Origin of the sequence: Enterococcus sp. E5-162 (genome assembly GCF_035725965.1) — a bacterium.
GTDB lineage: Bacteria > Bacillota > Bacilli > Lactobacillales > Enterococcaceae > Enterococcus_B > Enterococcus_B lactis.
In genome coordinates this window covers 127,317-150,282 of sequence record NZ_JAPRFV010000006.1, presented here as the reverse complement: position 1 = coordinate 150,282, position 22,966 = coordinate 127,317, and the positions used below count along the sequence as shown (strand labels likewise).

General features: G+C 39.3%; 21 protein-coding genes and 1 riboswitch. Of the genes, 2 read left to right on the top strand and 19 right to left on the bottom strand.

Annotation, left to right across the window (positions count from 1 at the left end; genetic code table 11):
* Positions 1–82: 82 nt before the first annotated feature.
* The 6 genes from rpoZ to OZZ83_RS07905 all read right to left on the bottom strand — a co-directional run bounded on the left by rpoZ (position 83) and on the right by OZZ83_RS07905 (position 4,716).
* A complete protein-coding gene (rpoZ, locus tag OZZ83_RS07930; RefSeq protein ID WP_002287365.1) occupies positions 83–388 on the bottom strand; it encodes a DNA-directed RNA polymerase subunit omega in 306 nt (101 codons plus the stop codon).
* 4 nt (positions 389–392) lie between these two features.
* Positions 393–1,007 carry a guanylate kinase gene (gene gmk, locus OZZ83_RS07925; protein WP_002310431.1) on the bottom strand — a complete coding sequence of 205 codons (615 nt, stop codon included), beginning with the start codon at positions 1,005–1,007 and terminating at the stop codon, positions 393–395.
* A 608-nt stretch (positions 1,008–1,615) separates the two neighbouring features.
* Complete coding sequence (locus OZZ83_RS07920) at positions 1,616–1,900, bottom strand: hypothetical protein (protein WP_002287356.1); 285 nt, start codon at positions 1,898–1,900, stop codon at positions 1,616–1,618.
* 17 nt (positions 1,901–1,917) lie between these two features.
* Positions 1,918–2,808 carry a YicC/YloC family endoribonuclease gene (locus OZZ83_RS07915; protein ID WP_002293063.1) on the bottom strand — a complete coding sequence of 297 codons (891 nt, stop codon included), beginning with the start codon at positions 2,806–2,808 and terminating at the stop codon, positions 1,918–1,920.
* A gap of 19 nt (positions 2,809–2,827) precedes the next feature.
* Positions 2,828–3,046 carry a YdbC family protein gene (locus OZZ83_RS07910; protein WP_002293064.1) on the bottom strand — a complete coding sequence of 73 codons (219 nt, stop codon included), beginning with the start codon at positions 3,044–3,046 and terminating at the stop codon, positions 2,828–2,830.
* Entirely contained in the window at positions 3,016–4,716 is a 1,701-nt protein-coding gene (locus OZZ83_RS07905; protein WP_325066040.1) for a patatin-like phospholipase family protein, read from the bottom strand. Before OZZ83_RS07905 ends, OZZ83_RS07910 begins: the two co-directional genes overlap by 31 nt.
* Before the next feature lie 256 nt (positions 4,717–4,972).
* Between OZZ83_RS07905 and OZZ83_RS07900 the strand changes: the two genes are divergently transcribed.
* Positions 4,973–5,746 carry a hypothetical protein gene (locus tag OZZ83_RS07900; RefSeq protein ID WP_002293067.1) on the top strand — a complete coding sequence of 258 codons (774 nt, stop codon included), beginning with the start codon at positions 4,973–4,975 and terminating at the stop codon, positions 5,744–5,746.
* A gap of 80 nt (positions 5,747–5,826) precedes the next feature.
* On the opposite strand, the gene thiT is transcribed toward OZZ83_RS07900, so the two are convergent.
* The 9 genes from thiT to mprF all read right to left on the bottom strand — a co-directional run bounded on the left by thiT (position 5,827) and on the right by mprF (position 16,727).
* A complete protein-coding gene (gene thiT, locus OZZ83_RS07895; RefSeq protein WP_002293068.1) occupies positions 5,827–6,396 on the bottom strand; it encodes an energy-coupled thiamine transporter ThiT in 570 nt (189 codons plus the stop codon).
* A 65-nt stretch (positions 6,397–6,461) separates the two neighbouring features.
* Positions 6,462–6,564: riboswitch (TPP riboswitch) on the bottom strand.
* Positions 6,565–6,569: 5 nt separating this feature from the next.
* Entirely contained in the window at positions 6,570–7,541 is a 972-nt protein-coding gene (locus OZZ83_RS07890) for a ribose-phosphate diphosphokinase (RefSeq protein WP_002287347.1), read from the bottom strand.
* Between the two features lie 93 nt (positions 7,542–7,634).
* Positions 7,635–9,008, bottom strand: coding sequence for a bifunctional UDP-N-acetylglucosamine diphosphorylase/glucosamine-1-phosphate N-acetyltransferase GlmU (gene glmU, locus OZZ83_RS07885; protein ID WP_002298200.1), 1,374 nt, complete (start codon positions 9,006–9,008; stop codon positions 7,635–7,637).
* Between the two features lie 472 nt (positions 9,009–9,480).
* Positions 9,481–10,299, bottom strand: coding sequence for a pur operon repressor (gene purR / locus OZZ83_RS07880; RefSeq protein ID WP_002287345.1), 819 nt, complete (start codon positions 10,297–10,299; stop codon positions 9,481–9,483).
* Between the two features lie 166 nt (positions 10,300–10,465).
* Positions 10,466–11,290 (bottom strand): metal ABC transporter permease, encoded by an 825-nt coding sequence (locus tag OZZ83_RS07875; RefSeq protein ID WP_002287344.1) that lies wholly within the window; start codon positions 11,288–11,290, stop codon positions 10,466–10,468.
* Positions 11,263–11,943 (bottom strand): metal ABC transporter ATP-binding protein, encoded by a 681-nt coding sequence (locus OZZ83_RS07870; RefSeq protein WP_002287343.1) that lies wholly within the window; start codon positions 11,941–11,943, stop codon positions 11,263–11,265. Before OZZ83_RS07870 ends, OZZ83_RS07875 begins: the two co-directional genes overlap by 28 nt.
* A 22-nt stretch (positions 11,944–11,965) precedes the next feature.
* On the bottom strand, positions 11,966–12,904 hold the full coding sequence (locus OZZ83_RS07865) for a metal ABC transporter substrate-binding protein (protein ID WP_002307714.1): 939 nt from the start codon (positions 12,902–12,904) through the stop codon (positions 11,966–11,968).
* A gap of 244 nt (positions 12,905–13,148) precedes the next feature.
* Entirely contained in the window at positions 13,149–14,000 is an 852-nt protein-coding gene (ispE, locus tag OZZ83_RS07860; protein ID WP_002307715.1) for a 4-(cytidine 5'-diphospho)-2-C-methyl-D-erythritol kinase, read from the bottom strand.
* A gap of 153 nt (positions 14,001–14,153) precedes the next feature.
* On the bottom strand, positions 14,154–16,727 hold the full coding sequence (mprF, locus tag OZZ83_RS07855) for a bifunctional lysylphosphatidylglycerol flippase/synthetase MprF (protein ID WP_278023592.1): 2,574 nt from the start codon (positions 16,725–16,727) through the stop codon (positions 14,154–14,156).
* Positions 16,728–16,867: 140 nt separating this feature from the next.
* Between mprF and proC the strand changes: the two genes are divergently transcribed.
* Positions 16,868–17,674, top strand: a complete 807-nt coding sequence (proC, locus tag OZZ83_RS07850) for a pyrroline-5-carboxylate reductase (RefSeq protein ID WP_002310439.1) — start codon at positions 16,868–16,870, stop codon at positions 17,672–17,674.
* Between the two features lie 78 nt (positions 17,675–17,752).
* Here proC and rny read toward each other — a convergent pair whose 3' ends face one another.
* The 4 genes from rny to pgsA form a co-directional block, all read right to left on the bottom strand.
* Positions 17,753–19,309 carry a ribonuclease Y gene (rny, locus tag OZZ83_RS07845; protein WP_002287336.1) on the bottom strand — a complete coding sequence of 519 codons (1,557 nt, stop codon included), beginning with the start codon at positions 19,307–19,309 and terminating at the stop codon, positions 17,753–17,755.
* Between the two features lie 418 nt (positions 19,310–19,727).
* Positions 19,728–20,774, bottom strand: coding sequence for a recombinase RecA (gene recA / locus OZZ83_RS07840; protein ID WP_002310440.1), 1,047 nt, complete (start codon positions 20,772–20,774; stop codon positions 19,728–19,730).
* Positions 20,775–20,882: 108 nt separating this feature from the next.
* Positions 20,883–22,124 carry a competence/damage-inducible protein A gene (locus tag OZZ83_RS07835; RefSeq protein ID WP_002310441.1) on the bottom strand — a complete coding sequence of 414 codons (1,242 nt, stop codon included), beginning with the start codon at positions 22,122–22,124 and terminating at the stop codon, positions 20,883–20,885.
* A gap of 170 nt (positions 22,125–22,294) precedes the next feature.
* Positions 22,295–22,873, bottom strand: coding sequence for a CDP-diacylglycerol--glycerol-3-phosphate 3-phosphatidyltransferase (gene pgsA, locus OZZ83_RS07830; protein ID WP_002310442.1), 579 nt, complete (start codon positions 22,871–22,873; stop codon positions 22,295–22,297).
* Positions 22,874–22,966: the final 93 nt, after the last annotated feature.

Genomic DNA, 22,966 nt, shown 5'->3' with positions numbered 1-22,966 from the left:
ACCAGACAATAAGTGGCGAATGTTTGAAAAGGAAACAGCTGGGTTTGCTTTTCTTTTTAGATGTTCGCTCTACTTTTCTTTATTACATTTTTTGCTCTTCGCGGATACGTGATTCCAATTCATGTTGTTCACGCTCTTTTTGAGCTTGACGTTCCTCTTCTTCCATCTTCAAACGTTCACGTTTTAATTCAGGATGAGGATCATTGACTACATTCCCTGCATCGATTTCTTCTAAAGCTTGACCAACGCTTTTTACTGAATCAAAAGAATCTAGTGTAGGTTGTGCACTTGCATCCAACTCATGTGCGCGTTTGCTTGCTAAAATTACTAGAGAATATTTTGAATTTACACGATCTAATAGTGAGTCAATTGAAGGTTTTAACATCATAAGACTACATCTCCTTTAACATTTTAATATATTTACCGATTACGCGATCTACTCGAAAATGTTCACTGGCAATAATGTGTTTGATTCGTTCAACTGCTAGCGGCACTTCATCATTTACAACAGCATAGTCGTAAAGAGCCATCATTTCGATTTCTTCTTTTGCAACTTTCATTCGTTCTTCGATTACTTCGTCTGCATCTGTTCCTCGGCCTACGATTCGTGATTTTAATTCCGCTAAATCTGGCGGAGTCAAAAAAATGAATACACCATCGGGCACTTTTTCTTTGACTTGTTTTGCTCCTTGGACTTCAATCTCCAAGAAAACATCTTTTCCTTCATCCAATGTCTTGTTGACATATGACAAAGGCGTTCCATAATAATTCCCGACATATTCTGCGTATTCCAGCATCTCTCCAGCTTCGATCATTGATTCAAACTCCTCTTTGCTTCGGAAGAAATAATCAATGCCTTCGACCTCCCCTTCACGCATTTTACGGGTAGTCATTGAGATTGAATACTGAAAATCATTATCCTCACTCTCAAAAATTGCTTTTCGTACTGTGCCTTTTCCTACACCGGATGGACCAGACAACACGATTAATAATCCACGCTCTGACATGACGACGTCCTTTCAACTAGTCTTTTTGTACTTATCGTTTATTTTGCACTTTTTTTCTGCAACTTTCAAGGTTATCTTTAATTATAGCTAGAAATTGGTAAAAAAGCTACCCTGTACCAAGAGGTCGTGAAAAAGCTGTCCTGCATCAAGTAATAAGAACGACCAAACATAAACAGCTTCTCATGTTTTTCGTTTGGTTGGGCTTATTACCGTAGATGCAAGCTTTTGAACGCCGTGTATGAGAGGTCGTGAAAAAGCTGCCCTGCATCAAGTAATAAGAACGACCAAACATAAACAGCTTGTCATGCTTTTCGTTTGGTTGGGCTTATTACCGCAGATGCAAGCTTTTGAACGCCGTGTATGAGAGGTCGTGAAAAAGCTGTCCTGCATCAAGTAATAAGAACAGCCAAACAAAAATGGCTTCTCATATTTTTGCATAAATTTGGCTCCATACCGAGAAAATGGTTTTTGAACATCACTTATTCAAAATAAAAAAAGGTTGTGACTCGAATTTTGTCACAACCTTTAAATGTATTCCTAGAGCAAATAAGCTAAGCGAAGAAATTCAATTCTGATTATTTATTGTATTTCTTTGTTCAGCATCCTTGCTAAAAGCCCATATTGGACAAAGTATTCACTACACCCATGATCTCATCTTTTCGAGAACGTGCTTTTTCTGTCGGATCTTCTACCTCTTCTGTGTCGATTCGAACAATAAATTTCCGATTCATCGTCACGTAAGCACCGTCGTTGATCAAAATAAACAGTTCGTTCTCATTATAGTCTGCACAGGCATCTTTCCATACGTCAAAGCCGTTTTTTTCAGAAGGGATATCCCGTTTAACAACAGTTTTTCCACTTAATTCGTGGAACGTTACGTCATAGTATTTCATTGTCTCAACCTCTTTCGTCATTCAATATTTTGGACCTGTTCTCTGATTTTTTCTAAGATCGTCTTGGATTGGACGACTTGATTTTTAATTTCGATTGCGTTTGATTTGGAACCGATCGTGTTGATTTCCCGATTCATTTCCTGGATCAGAAAATCTAATTCCCGACCTACAGGACATTGGGCCTCGATAAGTTCATCTAGTTTTTGGACATGGATTGCCAAACGATCCAGTTCCTCGTGGATATCTCCACGTTCCAGCAAGATAGCCAACTCCGTCAGCAACCGTTGCTCATCCACTTTCGCTCCAAGAAATTCCTCCAGCTTTTTTTGATACCTTAATTGAAACTCCTGTTCATAGACGTCTACAAAACTATTGAGTTTTTTTAGTACTTGTTTGAATTCTTCCGTGTTCTTTTTCAGCACCGAAGCTAAGGCTTGTCCTTCTTTTTCTCGACTGGCTTCAATAGAATCAAGTGCACTTTTCAATGTATCTAGAGCTAACTGTGCCAATTCTTCCATGCTCTCTTCCGGTTTTTCTTCTACCGTTACGAAGTTTTCATCCAGCGCGAAGCGTTCCGCCAGCCGACGAATTGACACTTGATTTTGACTCCCGTATCGTTGTTGAATCCCGTCTGTCAATTGGGTGATAAGTGAATCAATCAATTCCCAATTGATGACGATCTGCTTTTCGTTTTTGCCAATATAAGCTAGATTCACAAATACCTCGATCCGTCCGCGGCTTAACTGCTGTTTGATAAGCTGCCGAAAATCGTTTTCAATAAAATTCAGGATTTTAGGACTTCGTATTTGGACATCTAGAAAACGCTGATTGACACTTTTTATTTCGATATCTAGCTGATATGCTTTTGTTTCGCGGATGGCCTTGCCAAAACCAGTCATACTTTTCATTCGACAGGGTCCTTCCTCATTACATATTTTCTATTGCTTTTTGCAGTTGTTCAAACTCTTCGTTCGTCAGTGTCAGCCCTTTCCCCATCTTTTCATGGTCGGGTGCCCAATCTCGAAGATCGAATTTCGGCGGACGACCATTCCAGCTGACTAAGTTCAGCTCTTTACGCCATCCTTTGTTGTTTTCTGATAAAACAGCGATTTCTTCTACGATTTCATATGAAAATTCTTGTGCCATGGTTGTTCCTCCTTGAGATAATATAAATATAGGATCAGTAATGTGTCAACTGGCTGTTCAAGCAGTTCACGCTGCAAACGATTCTTACATTTTTCTTGCAGCAGTTTTTCAAAATAAACGGCTTTCGTGCGTTCATTTTGTATTTTCTGCTGATATTTTCTATACCTCCGCCATTCTTCTGTACTTAATTGACCAACTTGTGCCAATAAATCGTCTGGCATACTTTTTCTATCTTGTTGGCAGATCATTTGAAACATCCAATCTACCTCATAGACTTTGTTTGGCAATAAAAAATGTTTTTTTGCTAAAAGTTCCAGCATCGCCAGTCCGCCTGTTTCTGGTTCGACCCTGTTCTTATATACATTACGCAGTTTTTGCCAAAATTTTATGGTTTTGAAAAAAGATAGCTCTAACTGAAGTTCTTTTATTAAGTAAGATAAAAATCCACGCCAGCATGTTCCTGCTTGTTTGACAGAATCAAATGTATACCAATTCCCGTAATAACAGCCTAATCGTTTTTTCATTTCCAGATAGCCTAATTGTAAATTTAATTGGTTTCTTTGGCTATCAAAAAGCAGAAAGCTGCCAAGCGTCCACAATGTTTGACATCTCCAATGGATAAACGTATCTGGCACACGGATTCTTTTCACTGGCCCTGGTCCTTGCACATCCACGACAAACGCCTCTGTTGCGCCTTCGTTAATCGCGATGTCAATAGGGATTTTGTTACGAAATCCACCGTCTGCGTATTTATTTTTTCCGATCTTTCGGTAAGCCATAGCAGGATAAAATGAAGCAGAGGCAAGTATCCAATCTGGTATTTCTTCTGTTTCTGTCTGTTGGATAGCAGTCACTACTTCCGCTAGTTCCGGCAATTTAGTAGACACCGTGTATAAACGTATTTTGGAATTGTATTTGAGCAAAGACAAATCTAAATTTTCCTTGACCAGCTTTTCCAATGGCGCAGACGAAACCCCACCTTCAACTAGTGCCGTTTTCGTCATTTGGCGTCTTTCTTGATAGAAACGTTCACGCAAGTCTTCAACGGCAGCCATTTCTGGCAACGCAAGCACTTGTCTTGTTGATAGCTTTTTCCATAAACCCACAGCTTTTTCCATGTCTCCTTGTAAAATCAATGCGCCGTTCAGCGCACCTACCGAGGTCCCAGTAATGATTTCAAAGCGGATGTTATGTTCCTTCAGCGCCTGCCATACACCAATCTGATAGGCACCGTGTGCTCCCCCTCCTCCTAATACAAGTGCTGTGTGATAGACCAGCTTTTTATTTAGTTTCATGGTTCCTTGATAGCCGTTTTTATGAAAAATACGCAACCATTCTTCTGATAGAGGAGATTGAAATAAAAAACAACAGTTTTCTTTAATAAAAAAACGAGCACAAGCTTCCATATGCTGAAAAAGTTTTTGCCATTTAAAAGTTTCGCCTTCGATCAGCAAGTTGTTAAAAATAACATCTTCTCTACTTTTATCAATAGCAAAATAGATGGTATATTTTTTTGATACTGCTTCAAAGGCACATTGCTTTTTTGCAGAACGCCAAAATGCTTCTCTACTTTCTTGATGGCTTTGAAAAAACGGAAGAGGTTGTTTTGCTTGGTTGATACGCGAATACAGCGACATTTTCTGTGAAAAGTAAACTTTTTTTATCTCCATCGCTTTCTCCTTTTTCTTCAAGTATACCAGTACGTCGAAAAAAGGTCATGAGTATCGTATTCGACTTTGGATATTCCATAAGAAAACAATTCATAAAACCTCCTTTAAATAAAAAATACAAAAATTAATTGAAAATGAGAGTATTTTCAATGAAAACGTGATTTTGTAATGGAATTTTAAAATAAAAGAAACAAGCTTTTTTTATGCAAATGTTGTAAAATAAAAGAGATTAAGAGGAAATAAGAGGAGGAACATGATGACTGAGTCAGTTTATGTACATATTGATACCACAAGTAATGCTGTTTTAACAAAAGGACTGACTGCTACTGATTTTGCAAACAGTATCGTGCATTTTCCTCAAAACTTGCTCTTACTCGATCCATCTGCTTCTGCTGGAGAATACGAATCTCATACAGGGCTGAAAGTAATCCGTGGTACAGAAAATATCCAGCGTTTCTTTTCCTCTTCTCGAAACAGGCGTGGATTCGATGAATTGAAGTGGATTGACTTTACTGATTTAACGATGCTGAAAGAATTGACACCTTTAGAAATTTCAGAATTGTTATATTTTGGCCATATGAAAACACATCTCCACTCACCATTTTTTTATAAGCTACAAAATAATTTCGTGTACTTCGACCTGAACGATCAATTGAACCGAATTTATTATCGCTATTTAGATGAATTTTACAGGATTTTTGCTAGTAAATTAAGTTCTATCCTGTCAGATAAGATCAATGTAAAAAAATCCTTTTTCAAAAAGGAAACACCTGTTGAAAAAATCAGTGTGGAATTATTGAAAGAAATGCGTAATTTAATGCAGGAAGGGATCATTTTTTCTTTTGATCAAGTTGGTTTGATCGATGACGAATACCGTATTCCTATTTATGTGATTGAGGACTATATTTGGAAATTGAAAGGTACTCGGTATCGGGAAGAAGAAGTCGTCGCTACTTTAATCTACTCTGTCAACGATCGGCGCTGGCAATTGGTAGAAGATGCCGGTCTTTCTTATCTGCCATTGAAGTGAATCTATTTCTTGCCGAAAAACAAAAAGGAAACAAGAAACTAGGACATGATTCTGTCTCAAGTTTTTTGTTTCCTTTTTATTTAAAGATTCTGTCGTTTATCTGGCACAAAAAGTGATGGAATCGTTTGTTGGATCCCTAATAAAACGATCATCGTCACAATCGCTGTGCTCAACCCGCTAGCACCATTCATTACGAAAGAAAAGAGCCAAGGATTCATTCCCCATAGTGCATAGGCTCCCCAGAAAACAACTCCCGCAATAAAATGCCAAAAATATCTGGAAAGTGCGCCAATCAATGCACCAAACACTATGTTTTTTCTGATTTGTTTCGTATTTCCATCTGCATAGCTTTTTTGGACATTTGAAGCCATGAGCCCTGCTGCACCTGCAAAAGTATAAGCAATCGGATACTCAATCAACACTTGAACGACACTTAAATAATAAACTTGTCCCAACGGAAAGTGTAAGATCCCCCAAATGAAACCTGCTAGCATACCTGCCTTTGTCCCTCTTCTTAATGCAAAAAGCGTCAACGGAATCTGCCCCAATGAAATAGAAAAACTGCTGCCAATCTGGATTGGTATCAATGACAGCACCATCGCTAACGCTGCAACAATCGTTCCTTCTACCCAAACTCTATTTTTTCCCATAAAAAAACTTCCTCCTTTGAATAAAAAAGTCACAAAGGAGGAAGCAGCTTTCGAAAAATTTCAAATAGCTGTTTTTTCACAATTCCTACGCTCGCATAACCGAAACAGGTACGAAGGGTTTAGAAATAGATTCAATCTCAGCCCAATTGGACTCCCCTTTGTGAGTTTATTTATTATTTATTTTTTGTTTCAAATAATGGACTAACTGGTTTGTTTTCATGGATACGTTTGATTGCATCTCCCATTAATCCGCCAACACTTACTTCATCGATTTTATCGATTTTACGATCTTCTGGAAGATAGATCGAGTCTGTGACAACTAGTCGCTCGATAGCTGAATCTTCTATTCTTTGTAAAGCAGGACCAGATAATACTGGATGGGTACATGAAGCATACACACTTGTTGCACCAGCTTCTTTCAAAGCATTGGCAGCCAACGTGATCGTACCTGCTGTATCGATCATATCGTCGATCAGTACACAAGTTTTACCTTTGACTTGTCCAATGATGTTCATTACTTCTGCAACATTTGCTTTTGGACGGCGTTTGTCGATGATCGCAATCGGAGATTTCAAGAATTCCGCTAATTTACGTGCTCGTGTAACGCCACCGTGGTCTGGTGAAACAACGACAACATCATCACCTTTGATTCCTTTTTCCAAGAAATAATTAGCAATAAGTGGTGCACCCATCAAATGATCGACTGGAATATCAAAGAAACCTTGGATTTGGACTGCATGAAGGTCCAAAGTCAGCATTCGTGTTGCACCGGCTTTTTGGATCATGTTTGCTACTAATTTCGCTGTGATTGGTTCCCGTGCACGTGCTTTACGATCTTGACGCGCATAACCATAATAAGGCATGACTACGTTGATTGTTTTCGCACTTGCTCGTTTCAGTGCATCAATCATAATCAGCAACTCCATCAAGTTATCATTGACTGGGCTGCTCGTTGATTGGATCACATAGACATGCGATCCACGAATACTTTCTTCAATGTTTACTTGAATTTCTCCATCACTAAATTGAGTAACAGATGATTTTCCTAACTCGACACCGACTGCTGCTGCAATTTTCTCTGCTAATGGGCGATTGGAATTTAACGCAAAAATTTTTAATCTTGGGTCAAAGTAATGTTTTGACATGGGGACCTCCACTTTCTTTTTCACAACTCTAGAATTCTACCTAATAAATAGTAGTCATATTTTTTAAATAAATCAAGTGATTTTGCAAAAGTCTTAGTTTAGATAAGGGAGTTTTTTTGCATATCCTTCTTTATTGACTTGTCTTGCTCTCGCAATTGCCAACGCATATTCTGGAATATTGTCTGTAATTGTTGACCCGGCAGCAATCGAACTGTTTTTAGCTACCTCGACAGGTCCGATGATATTCGTGCTAGAACCAATAAAGCTGTGGTCACCGACAGTCGTATGATGTTTGTTCTTTCCATCATAGTTGACGAAGACAACACCACATCCGACATTGATCTCTTCTCCCAACGTAGCATCACCAACATAAGTCAAGTGACCGACTTTCGTTCCTTTGCCGATTTGAGCATTTTTCACTTCCACAAAGTTTCCGATATGGACGTTTTCGCCAATTTCAGCTTTTGGTCGTAAATGTGCATAAGGTCCCACATCTGCATGTTTCTTGACATGGCTGCTTTCAATGACTGAGTTTTCAATGACGACGTGATCCTCAATCCTACTGTCTACGATTTTTGAATGTGCCCCGATGACACAATCAGAACCGATGACTGTATTGCCTTGGATTTGTACACCTGCTTCGATCAATGTGTCTGGACCAATCTCTACGCCTGCATCGATGTATGTCGTTGCTGAATCGACAAAGCTTACGCCATTGACCATATGCATCTGGTTGATCCGCTTTCTCATGATCTCATTTGCTTTAGCTAACGCGATTCGATCATTGACTCCCATTGATTCTTCGAAATCATCTGTTTGATAAGCAGCAACTGTATTGCCTTCTTCTTTTAAGATTTCGATGATATCGGTCAGATAGTATTCACCTTGAGCATTGTTTGTTCCGACTTTGCTTAACGCATCGAACAAAGCTTCGTTGTCAAAACAGTATGTTCCTGTATTGATTTCTTGTACAAGTGCTTCTTCTGGTGTTGCGTCTTTTTGTTCCACGATTTTTTCTACGATCCCAATATGATCACGAATGATCCGACCATATCCTGTTGGGTTTTCTGCTTGTGCCGTCAAGATTGTCGCACTTGCATTTTTTCCTTGGTGATATTCAAAAAGATTGTTCAGCGTTTCAGTAGTCAATAACGGTGTATCGCCACTGATAACTAACGTCGTTCCTTTTTTTCCTTCCAAGAAAGAAGCGGCTTGCAAAACAGCATGTCCTGTTCCCAATTGCTCCGCCTGTAACGCATATTTACTGCGCTCTCCTAGTTGTGCTTTGACTTGTTCTGCTCCGTGTCCAACGATGGTAATCACTTCATCTGGTTTCGTTTCACTGACCCGATTGATGATATGTTCTACCATAGGTTTACCAGAGACGGGATGTAAAACTTTATATAATTTTGACTTCATGCGGGTACCTTTACCTGCCGCCAAAATAATTGCATAACGTGCGTCCAACTGCGTCACTCCTAAATATAGTTTGCTGATTTCAGTTTATCCCAGTATACCCATTTTTTCAACAAAACAAGTGATTTTCTTTCATCACGGTGTTCTTTGGATAAAAAAATAGATAGACCATAAAGGGCCTATCTATTGGGTAACCGGTGCTCTCCTGCCAGCTCCTCGGTCACAAGTCACACTACTCATAAAACAAGAAAAGCTGTTTTTTGAAATTGCTCCTTGTGACTTAGAGTTAAACGGTAGGCTTATATCTGCGGTAATAAGCTCAACCAAACAAAAAATAGGAGGAGCTATTTTTTCGTTTTGTTTCTCTTATACTCAGGTCAGGACGCTGATTTCACAACCTCTCGATAAACGGTGTTCAAAAGCCAGTTTCTCGGTATTAAGCCAAATTTATGAAAAAATGTGGAAAGCCCTTTTCACAAAATTTTTCTTACTACTCGAAACTAAGCGGCTTTTTCACAACCTCTTATTCTGAAAAATAATTTCCCGGCACAACCGTGATGTTTTTCGTTTGAGTATCTACATCTTTGACATAAAGCAGTGACGTATAATCATCGATAGCGCGATGTCCGTTGAATTTCGATTCGGCAAATACAGTGATGCCAACAAGTTCTGATTCGAATTCTTCGATCAAGCTCTTCATTCCGTTGACTGTTCCGCCGCCTTTCATGAAATCATCCACTACAAGGACACGTGAACCACGTTTCAAGCTTCTCTTAGACAATTCCATTTTTTCAATTCTTTCAGAAGAACCGGACACATAGTTGACACTTACTGTTGACCCTTCTGTTATTTTTGAGTCTCGGCGTACAATAACGAATGGTGCATTCAGATAATAGGACACAGCTTGGGCAATAGGTACGCCTTTTGTGGCTACAGTCATTACAGCATCGATTTTTTCACCAAGGTATTTAGAAGCAATGATTCTTCCAACTTGACGCAGCAGTTCAGGTTCTCCTAACAAATCAGAGAGATAAACATATCCTCCTGGAAGCAGACGATCTTGTTCTGATAGACGTTCTGCTAGAGATTCAATATATTTTTTCGCCTCTTCATATGAAATTTCAGGGATGAACAATACACCACCTGCAGCACCTGGGATTGTTTCCAAGGTCCCATACCCTCGTTCTTTAAATGTTTTCTTGATGATTCCCAAATCTTCACTGATGGAAGATTTAGCAGATTCATAACGTTCGGCAAAGCTTGTTAAGGAAATCAATTCATGCGGGTGATTCAATAAATACTGTGTCATGTCAACCAGACGTTCACTGCGACGTACTTTCACCTATTCCAACTCCTTTTAAGAAATTTTATCGTTTTACATTATATAAGTTTTTCTTCAAAAATTCGAGCATTTTATGAAAAAATAAGAAAATAGTTCGGTATTTATTAAAATAAAAAGAAGCCTATAAAAAATTTTTCGTTTTTATCAGGCTTCTTTTCTTTATAATTTAGTTATTTTTTCTTCTGAAGGCAACCAATATTCGTTTGATGATATTGACAATCAGGAACAAAGCAATAAAGACTAATGTGATTGTTGCTCCTGGAGGTGTATCTAGATAAAACGAGCTAGTTAGTCCTGACAGCATTCCTAGAAACCCGACACAAACACTGATAGCAATCACGACATTGAAACTTTTGCCTAATCGCATACCGATTGCTGCGGGAAGAACCATGATTGCGGATATCAAAAGTGCACCGGCAATCGGGATCATCACAGCAATAGCCACACCAGTAATCACATTGAACATCATCGACATCAAATGAACGGGTAGCCCATCCACGTGGGCAGTATCTTCATCAAAAGTCAGAACATACATCGGCCGTTTGAATAAAAAGAACAATATACCGATGGCAACGAATAAGATTCCTAAAAAGATGACTTGCTCCCATGTAATGGTCACGATCGAACCAAACAGATAAGATTGGATACTTGTTGCTGAATTCCCTCCGCTCAAATTCATCAATACTAATGCTAGCGCCAAACCACCAGCCATTAAAATGGCAATGGAGATTTCTGAATAGGTTCGGTAGATCGTTCGCAGATACTCTAATATCACAGCTGCTAATACAACGACTAGCATGGTCGTAAGTGTAGGATTAAGGTTCAAAAAGAATCCTAACGCTACCCCTGCTAAAGAGACATGAGAAAGTGTATCAGCCATCAGCGATTGTCTTCTGATCACTAAAAACACACCTAGCATCGGGGCGATCCCCGCTATGAAGATAGCCGCAAGAAAAGCTCTTCTCATGAATTCATATGAAAGCAACGCCATTGAGAATCCTCCTTTCTCACCAGTCGGATCTGTCTGTCCGCATACTGTTTGATATCTTCATGATCATGAGTGATCATTAGAACTGATTTCCCATGGACATGCGCACTATGTCGGAGAAGACGATAAAATTCATTTCTGGATTCTTCATCCATTCCTGTTGTTGGTTCATCAAGAACAAATAAGTCAGGGTCAGTAGCAAAAATACGCGCTAAACTGATTCGCTGCTTTTGTCCGCCAGACAATTCACCTATTCGCCGATTTCGCATATCCCACATCCCTACAGCTTCTAAAGCACGCTGTACATGTTGATGATCTTTTTCAGAGAGACGCTTGAACCAGCGGCCTCTTGGATATCTTCCTGAACGGACTAATTCGATCACCGTACTAGGAAAACCTGCATTGAAAGATGCAACTTGTTGAGGAATATAGCCGATACTTAATTTTTTTCCTTCTTGATTTTTCTCAGCAATCTTTATCATTCCTTTTGAAGGTTTCAGTAATCCTAACGATGCTTTCACCAAGGTTGACTTGGCTGCTCCATTTTCTCCAGTTAAAATGACAAATTCACCCGCATCTACATGATAAGAGACATCTTCTAGTACAGGCTCATCATCATAATAAAAGGTCAAATCAGATATTTCGATATAACGCACCATACAACCTCCATTCTAAAACTTAATTGATACTTTCTTTTAAAGCTTCCAGATTTTTTTCCATGACAGAAATATAATTTTCGCCTGCTTTGATTTGTTCATTAGTCAAGCTTTCTAAAGGATTCAACACTTCTAGCTTCACTCCTGTTTCATTCGACAATGTCTCAGCTACCTTCGAAGAGGCATTTTCTTCAAAATAAATCACTTTGATGTTGTTTTTCTTCACAAATTCTTTTAGTTCAGCTAAGCGGCTTGGTGTGGGTTCCTGATCTGGTGAAACGCCCGAAATCGCTACTTGTTTTAAGTCGTATTGATTCGCTAAATAAGCAAAAGCAGCATGCTGAGTGACAAATGTGCGGTTTGTTGCATCTTTTAGCCCATCGGAGTATTTTTGATCCAGTGCTTCAAGCTTTTTGATATAAGCATCGGCATTCTTCGTAAAAGTTTCCTTTTTATCTGGATATTTTTCGCCTAATTCTTCAGCAATCGTTCTGACTTCTTTTATAGCTAATACCGGATCGAGCCAAACATGTGGATCGTATTCATGTGAATGACCATGCCCTTCTTCTGATTCTTCATGTTCGTCTGCTTCTTGCGATTCTAAACGGTCGATTCCTTTAGCTGCTTCGATCATCAAGGTCTGTTTGCTATCCACTGAATCCTTTAATGAATCCACGAAAAATTCCATGTCTGAACTATTATACACGAAAACATCTGCATCGGAAATTTCTGCTCTTTCTTTTGCACTTGGTTCGAAATCATGCGGCTCCGTTCCAGCAGGGATCAAAAGTTTCACGTTTCCTTCATCCCCTACGATTTCTTTTGTAAAATCATACATCGGATAAAAAGTCGTAACGATCGTCAAATCCTCTTTTTTGTCTGCTTCCTTGTTCATATTTCCACATGCTGCAAACAGTAAAGCACCTATCATTACCGTAGCTGTCAAAAGATATTTTTTCATTTATATGCTCCTTTCAATGAACAAATCGGAATTTTACGATTTATTAACGAAAACTAATGTATCAAAATAAAAAAACACAGTCAATAGAAATCCATCAATTTCTGATTTAAACATGTATATTCTTGATTAAATCGTAAAATGGATGAGTTGCTGCTCATATCTAGTCATTTCACTACAATAAAAAACTGAAGAATACCACTTTAGGATTCCTCAGTTTTTCATCACCTATTTTACTTTTTATGTTTTATTGCAGGGTTCGTACTAAATAAACTTCCTCACAAAAACCTTTTAACCCATTATATACTCTCTGCGCTCTTGAATAATGTTGACACAAGGCAAAAACGGTTGGTCCACTTCCACTCATTAATGCAGCATCTGCTCCGTACTTGATCATACGCTCTTTGATTTGATGGATGACTGGATGCCGCTTTCCCGTTATATCTTCTAAACTATTTCCCATTTTTTTGATCATCTGCTGATAATCTTGCTCTCGGATGGCTTCAACAAGTCCGTGGATGTCTTGATGTTGGATGGCTTGCGTATCTACTTCTCTAAACACTGTACGTGTAGAGACACTCATTCTTGGTTTGACCAACACAACCCAGCACTGTGGCATAGAAGGTAATACTTGGATTTCTTCCCCTTTGCCACCGACAAATGCCGTACTTCCGTAGACACAATAAGGAACATCTGTACCGACTTCCAAACCGATTTCTGCCAGTTCTTCTAACGAACAGCCCAAATTCCATAATTGGTTGATCCCTCTTAGAGCAGCTGCACAGTCTGTACTTCCTCCGCCTAATCCAGCTGCTACTGGAATATTCTTCTTAACAAAGATCTTGACACCGGTTTTGATATTGTATTTATTTTTTAACAATAAAGCAGCTTGATAAACATTGTTCCGTTCATCTACCGGTAAAAATGCTTTATTTGTTTCTACAATGATTTTGTCTTCTGTTATTTCTTCAAAAAATAGATGATCTGCCAAGTCTACGCTCGACATTACCATTTCCAACTCATGATACCCATCTTGCCGTCTATATAATACATCCAGTCCTAAATTTATCTTGGCTGGCGCTTTTTCAATCAATTCCATCCTCTCACCCATTCGAAAAGTCTAAGTCGCAAGTATTCTATCATAGGGAAAAATAAAAGTATAGCTTATGTCTGCCTAGTGGTTGATTTTGTCATCGTTTCAACAGCTTTCATAGAATTTTCTCTTCATAATCCAAATAAACTCTAGTGATTCTTATAATTCTGTGAGCACTTCTTCTGCCAAACTCGGCACATTTCCTTTTTCTTTCCCTATCAGACTGAGCAGCTGCATGGTAGCAAATCCGAAATTACTTCCTTTCCGATATGCAAAGTAGCGACCTTCCCAATGATCGACATATTTTAATTTCTTTTCATAAGCAGACTGGAAGGAATAGAAAAAATTACCATAATTATATACGATATGCATGACTTTTTCTTGAAAGAAAGAAAAATCTGTTTCTCCAACATTTGCTAAAGGGGCTAATCCTAGATTTGCTTCCAGATAGCCCATTTTCTCGTATACAATGAACAAATTAGCTAATAGATAATCCGCTAATTCTTCAGGCTCTTCAGGCAAGATTCGCAGTAAATCATACCCCGCTTGCTCCTTCGTCATCGGTTGAGCGGTGATGAAGCCCACGACTTTTTGCTCTTTACGGACAATACCGACGCCACTAGACAATACATAGGATTCATCGAATCGTCCCACAGAAAAGTATTTTTCTCGTGCACCGTGAAGCCATTTTTGTGAAACTTCATTTACAGCTTGATGTAATTCTTCTGGTAGTTGGTCATACCAAGTGAAATGGTATCCTTCTTTCATCAAACGTTGATATTCAAGTTGCTGACTCAGCCGAGACAAGTCTTCTGTCGCTAGATCAACAATTCCTGCTTCACCTACTTTCGTGAAATGAAAGCCCAATTCGTGAAGCATCACTACGTAGCTTTCTGATATCTTATAAAAAGCAAGCTGATAACCTAAACAATCTGCTCGTTTCATGAACTGATTCGTTGCTGCCTGCATCATTTTGGGATTACCAATTGGATCTCCTAAAACAAAGCATTTATTCCCTTTGATTTGATAGCCAAAAACGACTTGGTCATGGTCGTCTTTTTGGTAATAAAAATAACTGTATCCTGGCAAGCGAAGCTGATGGCTTGTAGCTGTGCCTCCATATGTTTCCAATAAACGGTCAAAACGTTCTTTTTCGTACTCACTGCCAAGCGTCGTAGTATCTTCTGCTAAGTATTGATAAAGCGCCACTAAAGCTAGCAATGAGATGCCCAAACCAATGAGCCCTGAGAACCACACATCATCTGAAGGAAACAAAATAAAATGGTTACCTGTTATCCGTCCAACTAAAAAGCGTCCACTATGATAACCTGCAATTGCGTAAACAATAAACAAGAAACCGAACAAGCTAGCATCAAATAGTATAGCTCCCCAAGAATAAACGAATTTTGTTCGATAAAATTCTTTTCTAGATAACCACACAGCTAATAGAATCAAGACATATACCAATAACAATTGCCAAGATAGTGTACGTGTGATTGTATTTAAAATACCAAAAGCTAGTAAAGCAATCGTAGGCAGAAATGCCTTTTTGACTTTTACTGAAAGCGCTCGAGCAAGACCGAGCAATAAAAAGCCCACTAATAGGTTCAATGTCTGGTCTAAAAAGTTGAACGAGAACGGCAATAACACCTGAAACAGCCGACTAATTGCAGACAGATTAGTGATCGTTGACAGGAGTACCATCATGATTCCTGCAAAATATACAGCACTTACGAGCACGATATGCGCAACCTTTTGGAAAAATAATCGCGGTATATTATCTAAAAATCGATTGATTTTGACTCCTGTATGTGTGATGAACAATAGAAGTCCCGTCAAAAAAGGCAGGATATAATAAAACAACCGATAATATAACAACCAAACTACTGCTACGTCTTGCCGAACAGACAATTGACTCATTCCTAAAATCATCAAAACATCAAAAGTCCCCATTCCACCTGGGACCATTGTCAACATTCCTATCAGCGTCGCAATCATGAACATAGGATAGATCGAAAACATGGAAATATCTATTCTCATCAACTTGCCGATAGTCAGAAATACCGCAAGTGCCCCTGTCCATTGTCCAAAAGATGCCAGTAGCAGACCAAACAAGCCTTTTGGATAAAACTCAGAGAACAAGGACTTTCTCTTTAGATAAGCAAAAAAGAAAATGACTGGCGCTAAAAAACTACCGCCGAAAAGCCAGATCCAATAGCTCCGAAAAATACTTTCTGACTGAATAAAAAAGACATCAATAAATGTAAGAAACGACCATACAGACAAACCAGTCAGCATAAATAGCGCGACTTTTGAAACAGTCACTAACACCATTTTCCTATTTGTCTGCTTTCCATAAAAACTAGCCCGAAGACTGGCTCCTACCACACCACCAAAACCGGCGAGATTGTTGATCGTGTTTGTTACCCACGCAGCAAGAAGGAACTCTTTTCTTTCCATTTTTGGTTTTCCTTGTTTTTCTAAGACTCTGATCGTCACCCAATCATACAACAACATCGGAGTGACACCCAGCAGTCCAGCCAGAATCATGAGCAGAATCGTCATGTGGCTTTGTTGTCCCATCCTTTGCCAAATATCTTGCCAACTCATGCCATTAGCAATATTTGCGACTTGATTTGCCACAAAGACTAACACGGAGCCGAAAAAAATCAATTTTAAAATCAGACTATGTTCCTTTATCCATTGCAGCATCAAGTATCGTTTATTTTTCACATTTTCCCATTCCTAACTTGTATACTTTTGTGTTATACCCCAATGTTATCTTATTTATTTTAATTTTTCCACTTTAGACCTGTTCTTTGCTTGCGATCATAGAAAAAGAAAGATATCCTAATGCTAAAGGAGAGGATAACATGAAAGTAGGATTTATCGGTACAGGGAATATGGCACAAGCTATTATTGATGGTTTATTGAAAACAGGAACAGTCTCGAAAGAAGAAGTGTTCGTTTCCAGTGGTCATTTTGAAAATGCACAAACATTCGCTGCTGAAACTGGCGTCCATGCGTGCAAAAGCAACCAAGAAGTTGCATCAAAATCAGATATCGTTCTTTTAGCCGTGAAACCAAAAATCATTGAAAAAGTATTGAAAGAACTAAAAGAATACAGCCAGAAGGTCTTATTCATTTCTATTGCTTCAGGAAAATCATTAACAGATTTAGAAACAGCGCTTGAAGATCCTCAGGCCTCCATCGTACGTGTGATGCCGAATGTCAATGTCAGCGTAGGAGCAGGCGTTTCTGCGATTTGCAAAAATGAAGCTGCCACGGAGGAACAGCTTCAACAAGCCACGATAATTTTTGAAGCAATTGGTAGCGTCTATCCCTTAGCAGAAGCAGATTTCAGTACATTCATCGGCCTTGCTGGCAGCTCGCCCGCATTCATTTATATGCTGATCGATGCGATGGGACGGACTGGTGTATTAAATGGTTTGTCCAAACAGACGGCCACTGAAATTGCTGCAAAAGCAATCATGGGTTCTTGTCAAAAATTCCTTTCAAGTGATAAAAATCCATGGGAACTTGTAGACCAAGTTTCTTCTCCTGGTGGTACGACCGTTGCCGGTGTAGTTGCCCTAGAAGAAGCAGGATTCATCCCAGCAATCATCAAAGGAATCAATACGACGATCGAGAAAGATCTTGAGATGTTGAATAAAAAATAATAATAGCAATGTTTTTTCGTACCTTACAAAAAAAGAAGAGCTGCGGCTTTTGCCGCGACTCTTCTTTTGTGTTTACTCTTATTTAGCATAATCAGTTGCGCGAGTTTCCCGAATAACGATTACTTTGATATGTCCAGGATAATCCAACTCTTCTTCGATTCGTTTACGGATATCGCGTACTAAACGAACAGCGTCCAGATCCGAGATTTCTTCTGGTTTGACCATTACCCGAACTTCGCGTCCAGCTTGAACTGCGTAACTTGATTCTACACCGGCGAAGCTGTTCGAAATATTTTCCAGACTTCTTAAACGACGGATGTAGTTTTCCAATGATTCACTTCGCGCACCAGGTCTTGCTGCTGAAAGCGCGTCTGCTGCAGCTACAAGGACAGAGATAACAGAAGTCGCTTCCACATCGCCATGGTGAGAAGCGATTGCGTTGATTACTACTGGGTTTTCTTTGTACTTGGCAGCTAATTCCGCACCGATCTCAACGTGAGATCCTTCAATCTCATGGTCAAGTGCTTTTCCAATATCATGAAGCAACCCGGCACGTTTTGCTAATTGGATATCTTCGCCAAGTTCTGCTGCTAAGATACCAGCTAATTTTGCAACTTCGACCGAATGCTTCAAGACGTTTTGTCCGTAACTAGTTCTGAATCTCAGACGTCCGATGATCTTGATTAGATCTGGATGAAGTGTATGGGCACCGACTTCAAATGCTGCTTCTTCCCCATATTCACGAATACGTTCATCCATTTCTTTACGAGATTTCTCGACCATTTCTTCGATTCGTGCTGGATGGATTCGTCCATCTTGTATCAGTTTTTCCAAGGTCATTCGTGCGATTTCTCTTCGGATTGGATCAAATCCGGAAAGAACAACTGCTTCAGGTGTGTCATCGATGATCAAATCGATACCAGTCAGCGTCTCAAGCGTTCGAATATTACGACCTTCTCGTCCAATGATACGACCTTTCATTTCATCATTCGGAAGGGTAACGACTGAAACAGTCGTTTCTGAAACTTGATCTGCTGCGCAGCGTTGAATCGCTAATGATAATAAGTTTTTCGCTTTGCGATCTGCTTCTTCTTTGGCACGCTGTTCAGATTCTTTTACCATTAGAGTTAACTCATGATTCAGCTCTTCTTCAGTCGATTTCATGATGACATCTCGTGCGTCCTCTTTTGATAAACCAGCAATTTTTTCTAGTTCTTTTTGTTGATCTTCAATCATTTTTTCAACGTCTTTTTCTCGCTCTTCAATTAATTGCTGTTTTGAACTAAGTGCTTCTTCTTTACTTTCAAGTGAGTTCTCGCGTTTTTCTAACGAGTCATCTTTACGATTCAGCGTTTGTTCGCGTTGAATCAAACGATTCTCTTGAGATTTTAATTCTAACTTACTTTCTCTCAGCTCACTTTCAACTTCAGAACGGTATTTCTGATTTTCTTCCTTAGCTTCTAACAATGCTTCTTTTTTTAGAGTTTCTGCTTCTTTCTTTGCACTATCGATGATCCCAGCAGCTGATGATTGTGCACCAGCTATTTCTTTCTCGTGACGTGACTTTGCGACCATAAACCCTAAACCAAGACCGACAATTAAACCGATGATAGCGAGGAGAATGTTGAATACCATAAAATCCACCTCCATACTATCTTTTTCATTTTTATCATCTATACAGCTTCTATGATAAATTATTCTAAACTTGTCAATATGCATCTTCGCATATATGTGTACAAAAAACATGCACAACTTTATTCTAATGTTTGTACCCCGTAGTGTCAACTTTAAATAAACAAAGAAACGGCTTTCTGTTCATTCATTAAACGGTGGTTTTTAGAATAAATGACACTAGTTTCATATAAGTAAACCTTTAAGTTGAGAAACTTTTTCACTAAATTACTTTTTGTAGTCGAATAGATATTTTTTATTTTATGTAGCTACTCGTATGATTAAATAACTCAAGATTTCTTTGTTCTTTATTCAATAAAAAAACGGCAGATCAAGGAGAGTATCTACTCTTCAGACCAGCCGTTTTTGTTTATCATGATTTTTATTCTTCTAAAGGCAATTCTTCTTGTCCTTTTGTATCTTCTGGGACAGCCACTTCTTCACCAATGCCATAAGCTGCTCTAACTAGAGCAGAAACTTCTGCCATCATTTCAGGATGATTAGCCATATAGATTTTAGCATTTTCCCGTCCTTGACCAATCCGATCTTCTTTATAAGAATACCAAGCACCGCTTTTATCAACGATGTCTTTTTCTACTGCCATATCTAGAAGTTCTCCTTCTTGTGAGATCCCTAAACCATACATGACATCTACTTCAGCGATTTTGAAAGGAGGTGCTACTTTGTTTTTTACGACTTTGATCTTTGTACGGTTACCAACAATATCTGTACCTTGTTTCAATTGTTCTGCACGACGTACTTCTAAACGGATCGTTGCGTAGAATTTCAATGCGCGTCCTCCAGGAGTGATTTCTGGATTCCCAAACATTACGCCTACTTTTTCACGGATTTGGTTGATGAAAATAGCGATTGTTTTTGTTTTGTTGATCGAACCAGAGAGTTTACGCAATGCTTGAGACATCAAACGTGCTTGTAACCCGACATGTGAGTCACCCATTTCGCCGTCGATTTCTGCTCGTGGAACTAAAGCGGCAACTGAATCGACTACTACGATGTCTACAGCTCCACTTGATACTAAAGCATCAGCGATCTCCAGACCTTGTTCTCCTGTATCAGGCTGTGAAAGAAGTAGTTCATCGATATTCACACCTAATTTTTGTGCATATTGCGGATCTAACGCATGCTCAGCATCAATGAAAGCGGCCGTTCCGCCATTTTTTTGTACTTCTGCAATAGCGTGTAGCGCCACTGTTGTTTTACCTGAACTTTCAGGACCGTATACTTCGATAATACGTCCACGGGGATAACCGCCGACACCTAAAGCGACATCTAACGCAAGAGAGCCACTTGGAATTGTAGAGATTTGTTGGTCGATTTTTTCGCCCAATTTCATAATAGAGCCTTTACCATAGCTCTTTTCAATTTTTTTCAGTGCAGCATCTAAGGCTGCTTTACGATCATCTGCCAATACGATAATCCTCCTTATATTTACAAATCAGAGCAACATTTCATTATCCTTATCATATCGTTTTTAGTAATAAAAAGCAAGAAAAAACCGAACAAATATTCGCATTTATCATTTTCTTAAAAGCTGTTTTCTCAAAAGATCAAATCCTTGCATAACCGTATTATATCTGATAGCCGCACGGTCTCTGGCAAAATGATATTTTTCTGAAACCACGCCATCTTTAGATGAAATAGCGATCCATACTGTTCCTGCAGGGTGACCTTCTAATGTGTCCGGTCCAGCCACTCCGGTGAAAGCTACACTGTAATCTGTTCTTGCTATCTCACGTGCTTGAATGGCCATCTGCTCCACACATTCTTTGCTGACTGTTCCATATTCTGCTAATAGCTCCGGATCAATCTCCAGAAAACCAGCTTTTGTTTGGAGCGAGTAGGTAACAAAGCCGCCTGGAAATACTTCAGATACACCAGCAATATCGCCCAATGCGGCTTGGAAGGCACCGGCTGTCAAGCTTTCCGCCGCTGTTACAGTCTGCTTGTTTTCTTTCAGCAGTTCCACTACGACTTTTGCTAACGAATTATCATCGCCATATCCATAAAAATATTCTCCTACTCGTTCTTGAATCTTTTCTTCCAATGCTAAAAGAGCTTGATTTCCTGCCTGAACATCCTTTGTTTTTACTGTTAGACGCAATGTCACTTCATTTGGTTTGGCATAAGGAGCGATCGTTGGATTAATCTGTGTCTCGATTAGATCTTTTAGTTCAGTGACCAGTCGCGATTCACCAATCCCATAAAAGCGCAAAACTTTAGAAATCAGTTTTTCTTCAGAAGGAAAACGTTCCTCTAGTAAAGGACGTACTTGTTCCACAAACATTGGTTTCAACTCATTAGGCGGACCGGGAAGAAGGATATATGCATGTGTATCTGTTTGATAAAAAGTCCCTAAAGCAAGCCCTGTACGATTTGGTAGAGGAACCCCACCTTCGATGATTTGAGACTGTTGCAGATTGTTTTTGGTCATTTTTCGATGGGTTGTTTCAAAATATGCCAATAATTTTTTGTATCCTTCCGTATTTTGTATGAGAGACTTACCGAGGTGAGCCGCAGTTGCTTCTTTTGTCAGATCATCTTCTGTCGGCCCTAATCCGCCACATAAGAGTATGAGTTCACTTCTTGTTTCAGCTAGAGCAATCAACTCTTCTAAACGCTGCTGATTATCTCCTACGACGGTCTGATAATAAACTTCGATACCTAGATCAGCTAGCTGTTCTGACAAGAAAGTGGCATTCGTATTCACGACTTGTCCTAGTAAAAGTTCTGTTCCGACAGCTATTATTTCTGCTTTCATTACTTCCCGCTCCCTTATATAGTATACGCTGTACTTATATATTTTTTTATTTAAAAAGAGGGCAAGGCTGATCCATGGACCAGCCTCTCCCCAGTTCTTTTTTCATTATATGATCAAATTATTTTCACTTTATCAAGAACCGACGAATCTGACCATCCACAAAACAAGACCTACATTGATCCTTTGAACACGCCGCTATTTTTGATGAAGTAATCCGCACCTGAATAGATAGTAAAAATCAGACAAGCATAGAGCATGATTTGGTCTACTGGAATACTAATCAGATTGAATGGGATATTATTGATAAACAGCAAGATAATAGCAACCATTTGTGTAGCCGTCTTGACTTTTCCCGGCCAAGCAGCAGCCATGACTTCTCCATGTTCGACAAGTAGTAAACGTAAGCCTGTGACGGCTAATTCGCGGCAGACAATAATCGCGACTACCCAACCTGGGGCCTTTCCTTGGTCAACCAACATGATAAAAGCGGTCATAACTAGCATTTTATCTGCCAGTGGGTCCGCAAATTTGCCAAAGTTAGTGACAAGACCTCGTGCACGGGCAATTTTTCCGTCTAACCAGTCTGTGATGCTGGCTAATGCAAAAATAACTGCGCCTACTAGCTGCGTGACAGCCAGTGTGGTGTCCCCTACGTTAAGTTGTCCCCAATCTAACGGTAATCCTACAACCAAAATGAAAATCGGGATCATACAAATTCTAAGTACAGTTAATTTATTTGGTAAATTCACATTATCGACTCCTTTCTTCCCTATTCTACGTGACTATCCGCGAAGTTTCCACCGATATTATTTACTTTTCCAAACGAATTTATTCAACGGAGC

Bases quoted from the DNA above. Each gene is read 5' to 3' on its own strand.
- rpoZ (WP_002287365.1), bottom strand. From the start codon at position 388: ATGATGTTAAAACCTTCAATTGACTCACTATTAGATCGTGTAAATTCA.
- gmk (WP_002310431.1), bottom strand. From the start codon at position 1,007: ATGTCAGAGCGTGGATTATTAATCGTGTTGTCTGGTCCATCCGGTGTA.
- OZZ83_RS07920 (WP_002287356.1), bottom strand. From the start codon at position 1,900: ATGAAATACTATGACGTAACGTTCCACGAATTAAGTGGAAAAACTGTT.
- OZZ83_RS07915 (WP_002293063.1), bottom strand. From the start codon at position 2,808: ATGAAAAGTATGACTGGTTTTGGCAAGGCCATCCGCGAAACAAAAGCA.
- OZZ83_RS07910 (WP_002293064.1), bottom strand. From the start codon at position 3,046: ATGGCACAAGAATTTTCATATGAAATCGTAGAAGAAATCGCTGTTTTA.
- OZZ83_RS07905 (WP_325066040.1), bottom strand. From the start codon at position 4,716: ATGGAGATAAAAAAAGTTTACTTTTCACAGAAAATGTCGCTGTATTCG.
- OZZ83_RS07900 (WP_002293067.1), top strand. From the start codon at position 4,973: ATGACTGAGTCAGTTTATGTACATATTGATACCACAAGTAATGCTGTT.
- thiT (WP_002293068.1), bottom strand. From the start codon at position 6,396: ATGGGAAAAAATAGAGTTTGGGTAGAAGGAACGATTGTTGCAGCGTTA.
- OZZ83_RS07890 (WP_002287347.1), bottom strand. From the start codon at position 7,541: ATGTCAAAACATTACTTTGACCCAAGATTAAAAATTTTTGCGTTAAAT.
- OZZ83_RS07875 (WP_002287344.1), bottom strand. From the start codon at position 11,290: ATGGCGTTGCTTTCATATGAATTCATGAGAAGAGCTTTTCTTGCGGCT.
- OZZ83_RS07865 (WP_002307714.1), bottom strand. From the start codon at position 12,904: ATGAAAAAATATCTTTTGACAGCTACGGTAATGATAGGTGCTTTACTG.
- ispE (WP_002307715.1), bottom strand. From the start codon at position 14,000: ATGGAATTGATTGAAAAAGCGCCAGCCAAGATAAATTTAGGACTGGAT.
- proC (WP_002310439.1), top strand. From the start codon at position 16,868: ATGAAAGTAGGATTTATCGGTACAGGGAATATGGCACAAGCTATTATT.
- rny (WP_002287336.1), bottom strand. From the start codon at position 19,309: ATGGTATTCAACATTCTCCTCGCTATCATCGGTTTAATTGTCGGTCTT.
- OZZ83_RS07835 (WP_002310441.1), bottom strand. From the start codon at position 22,124: ATGAAAGCAGAAATAATAGCTGTCGGAACAGAACTTTTACTAGGACAA.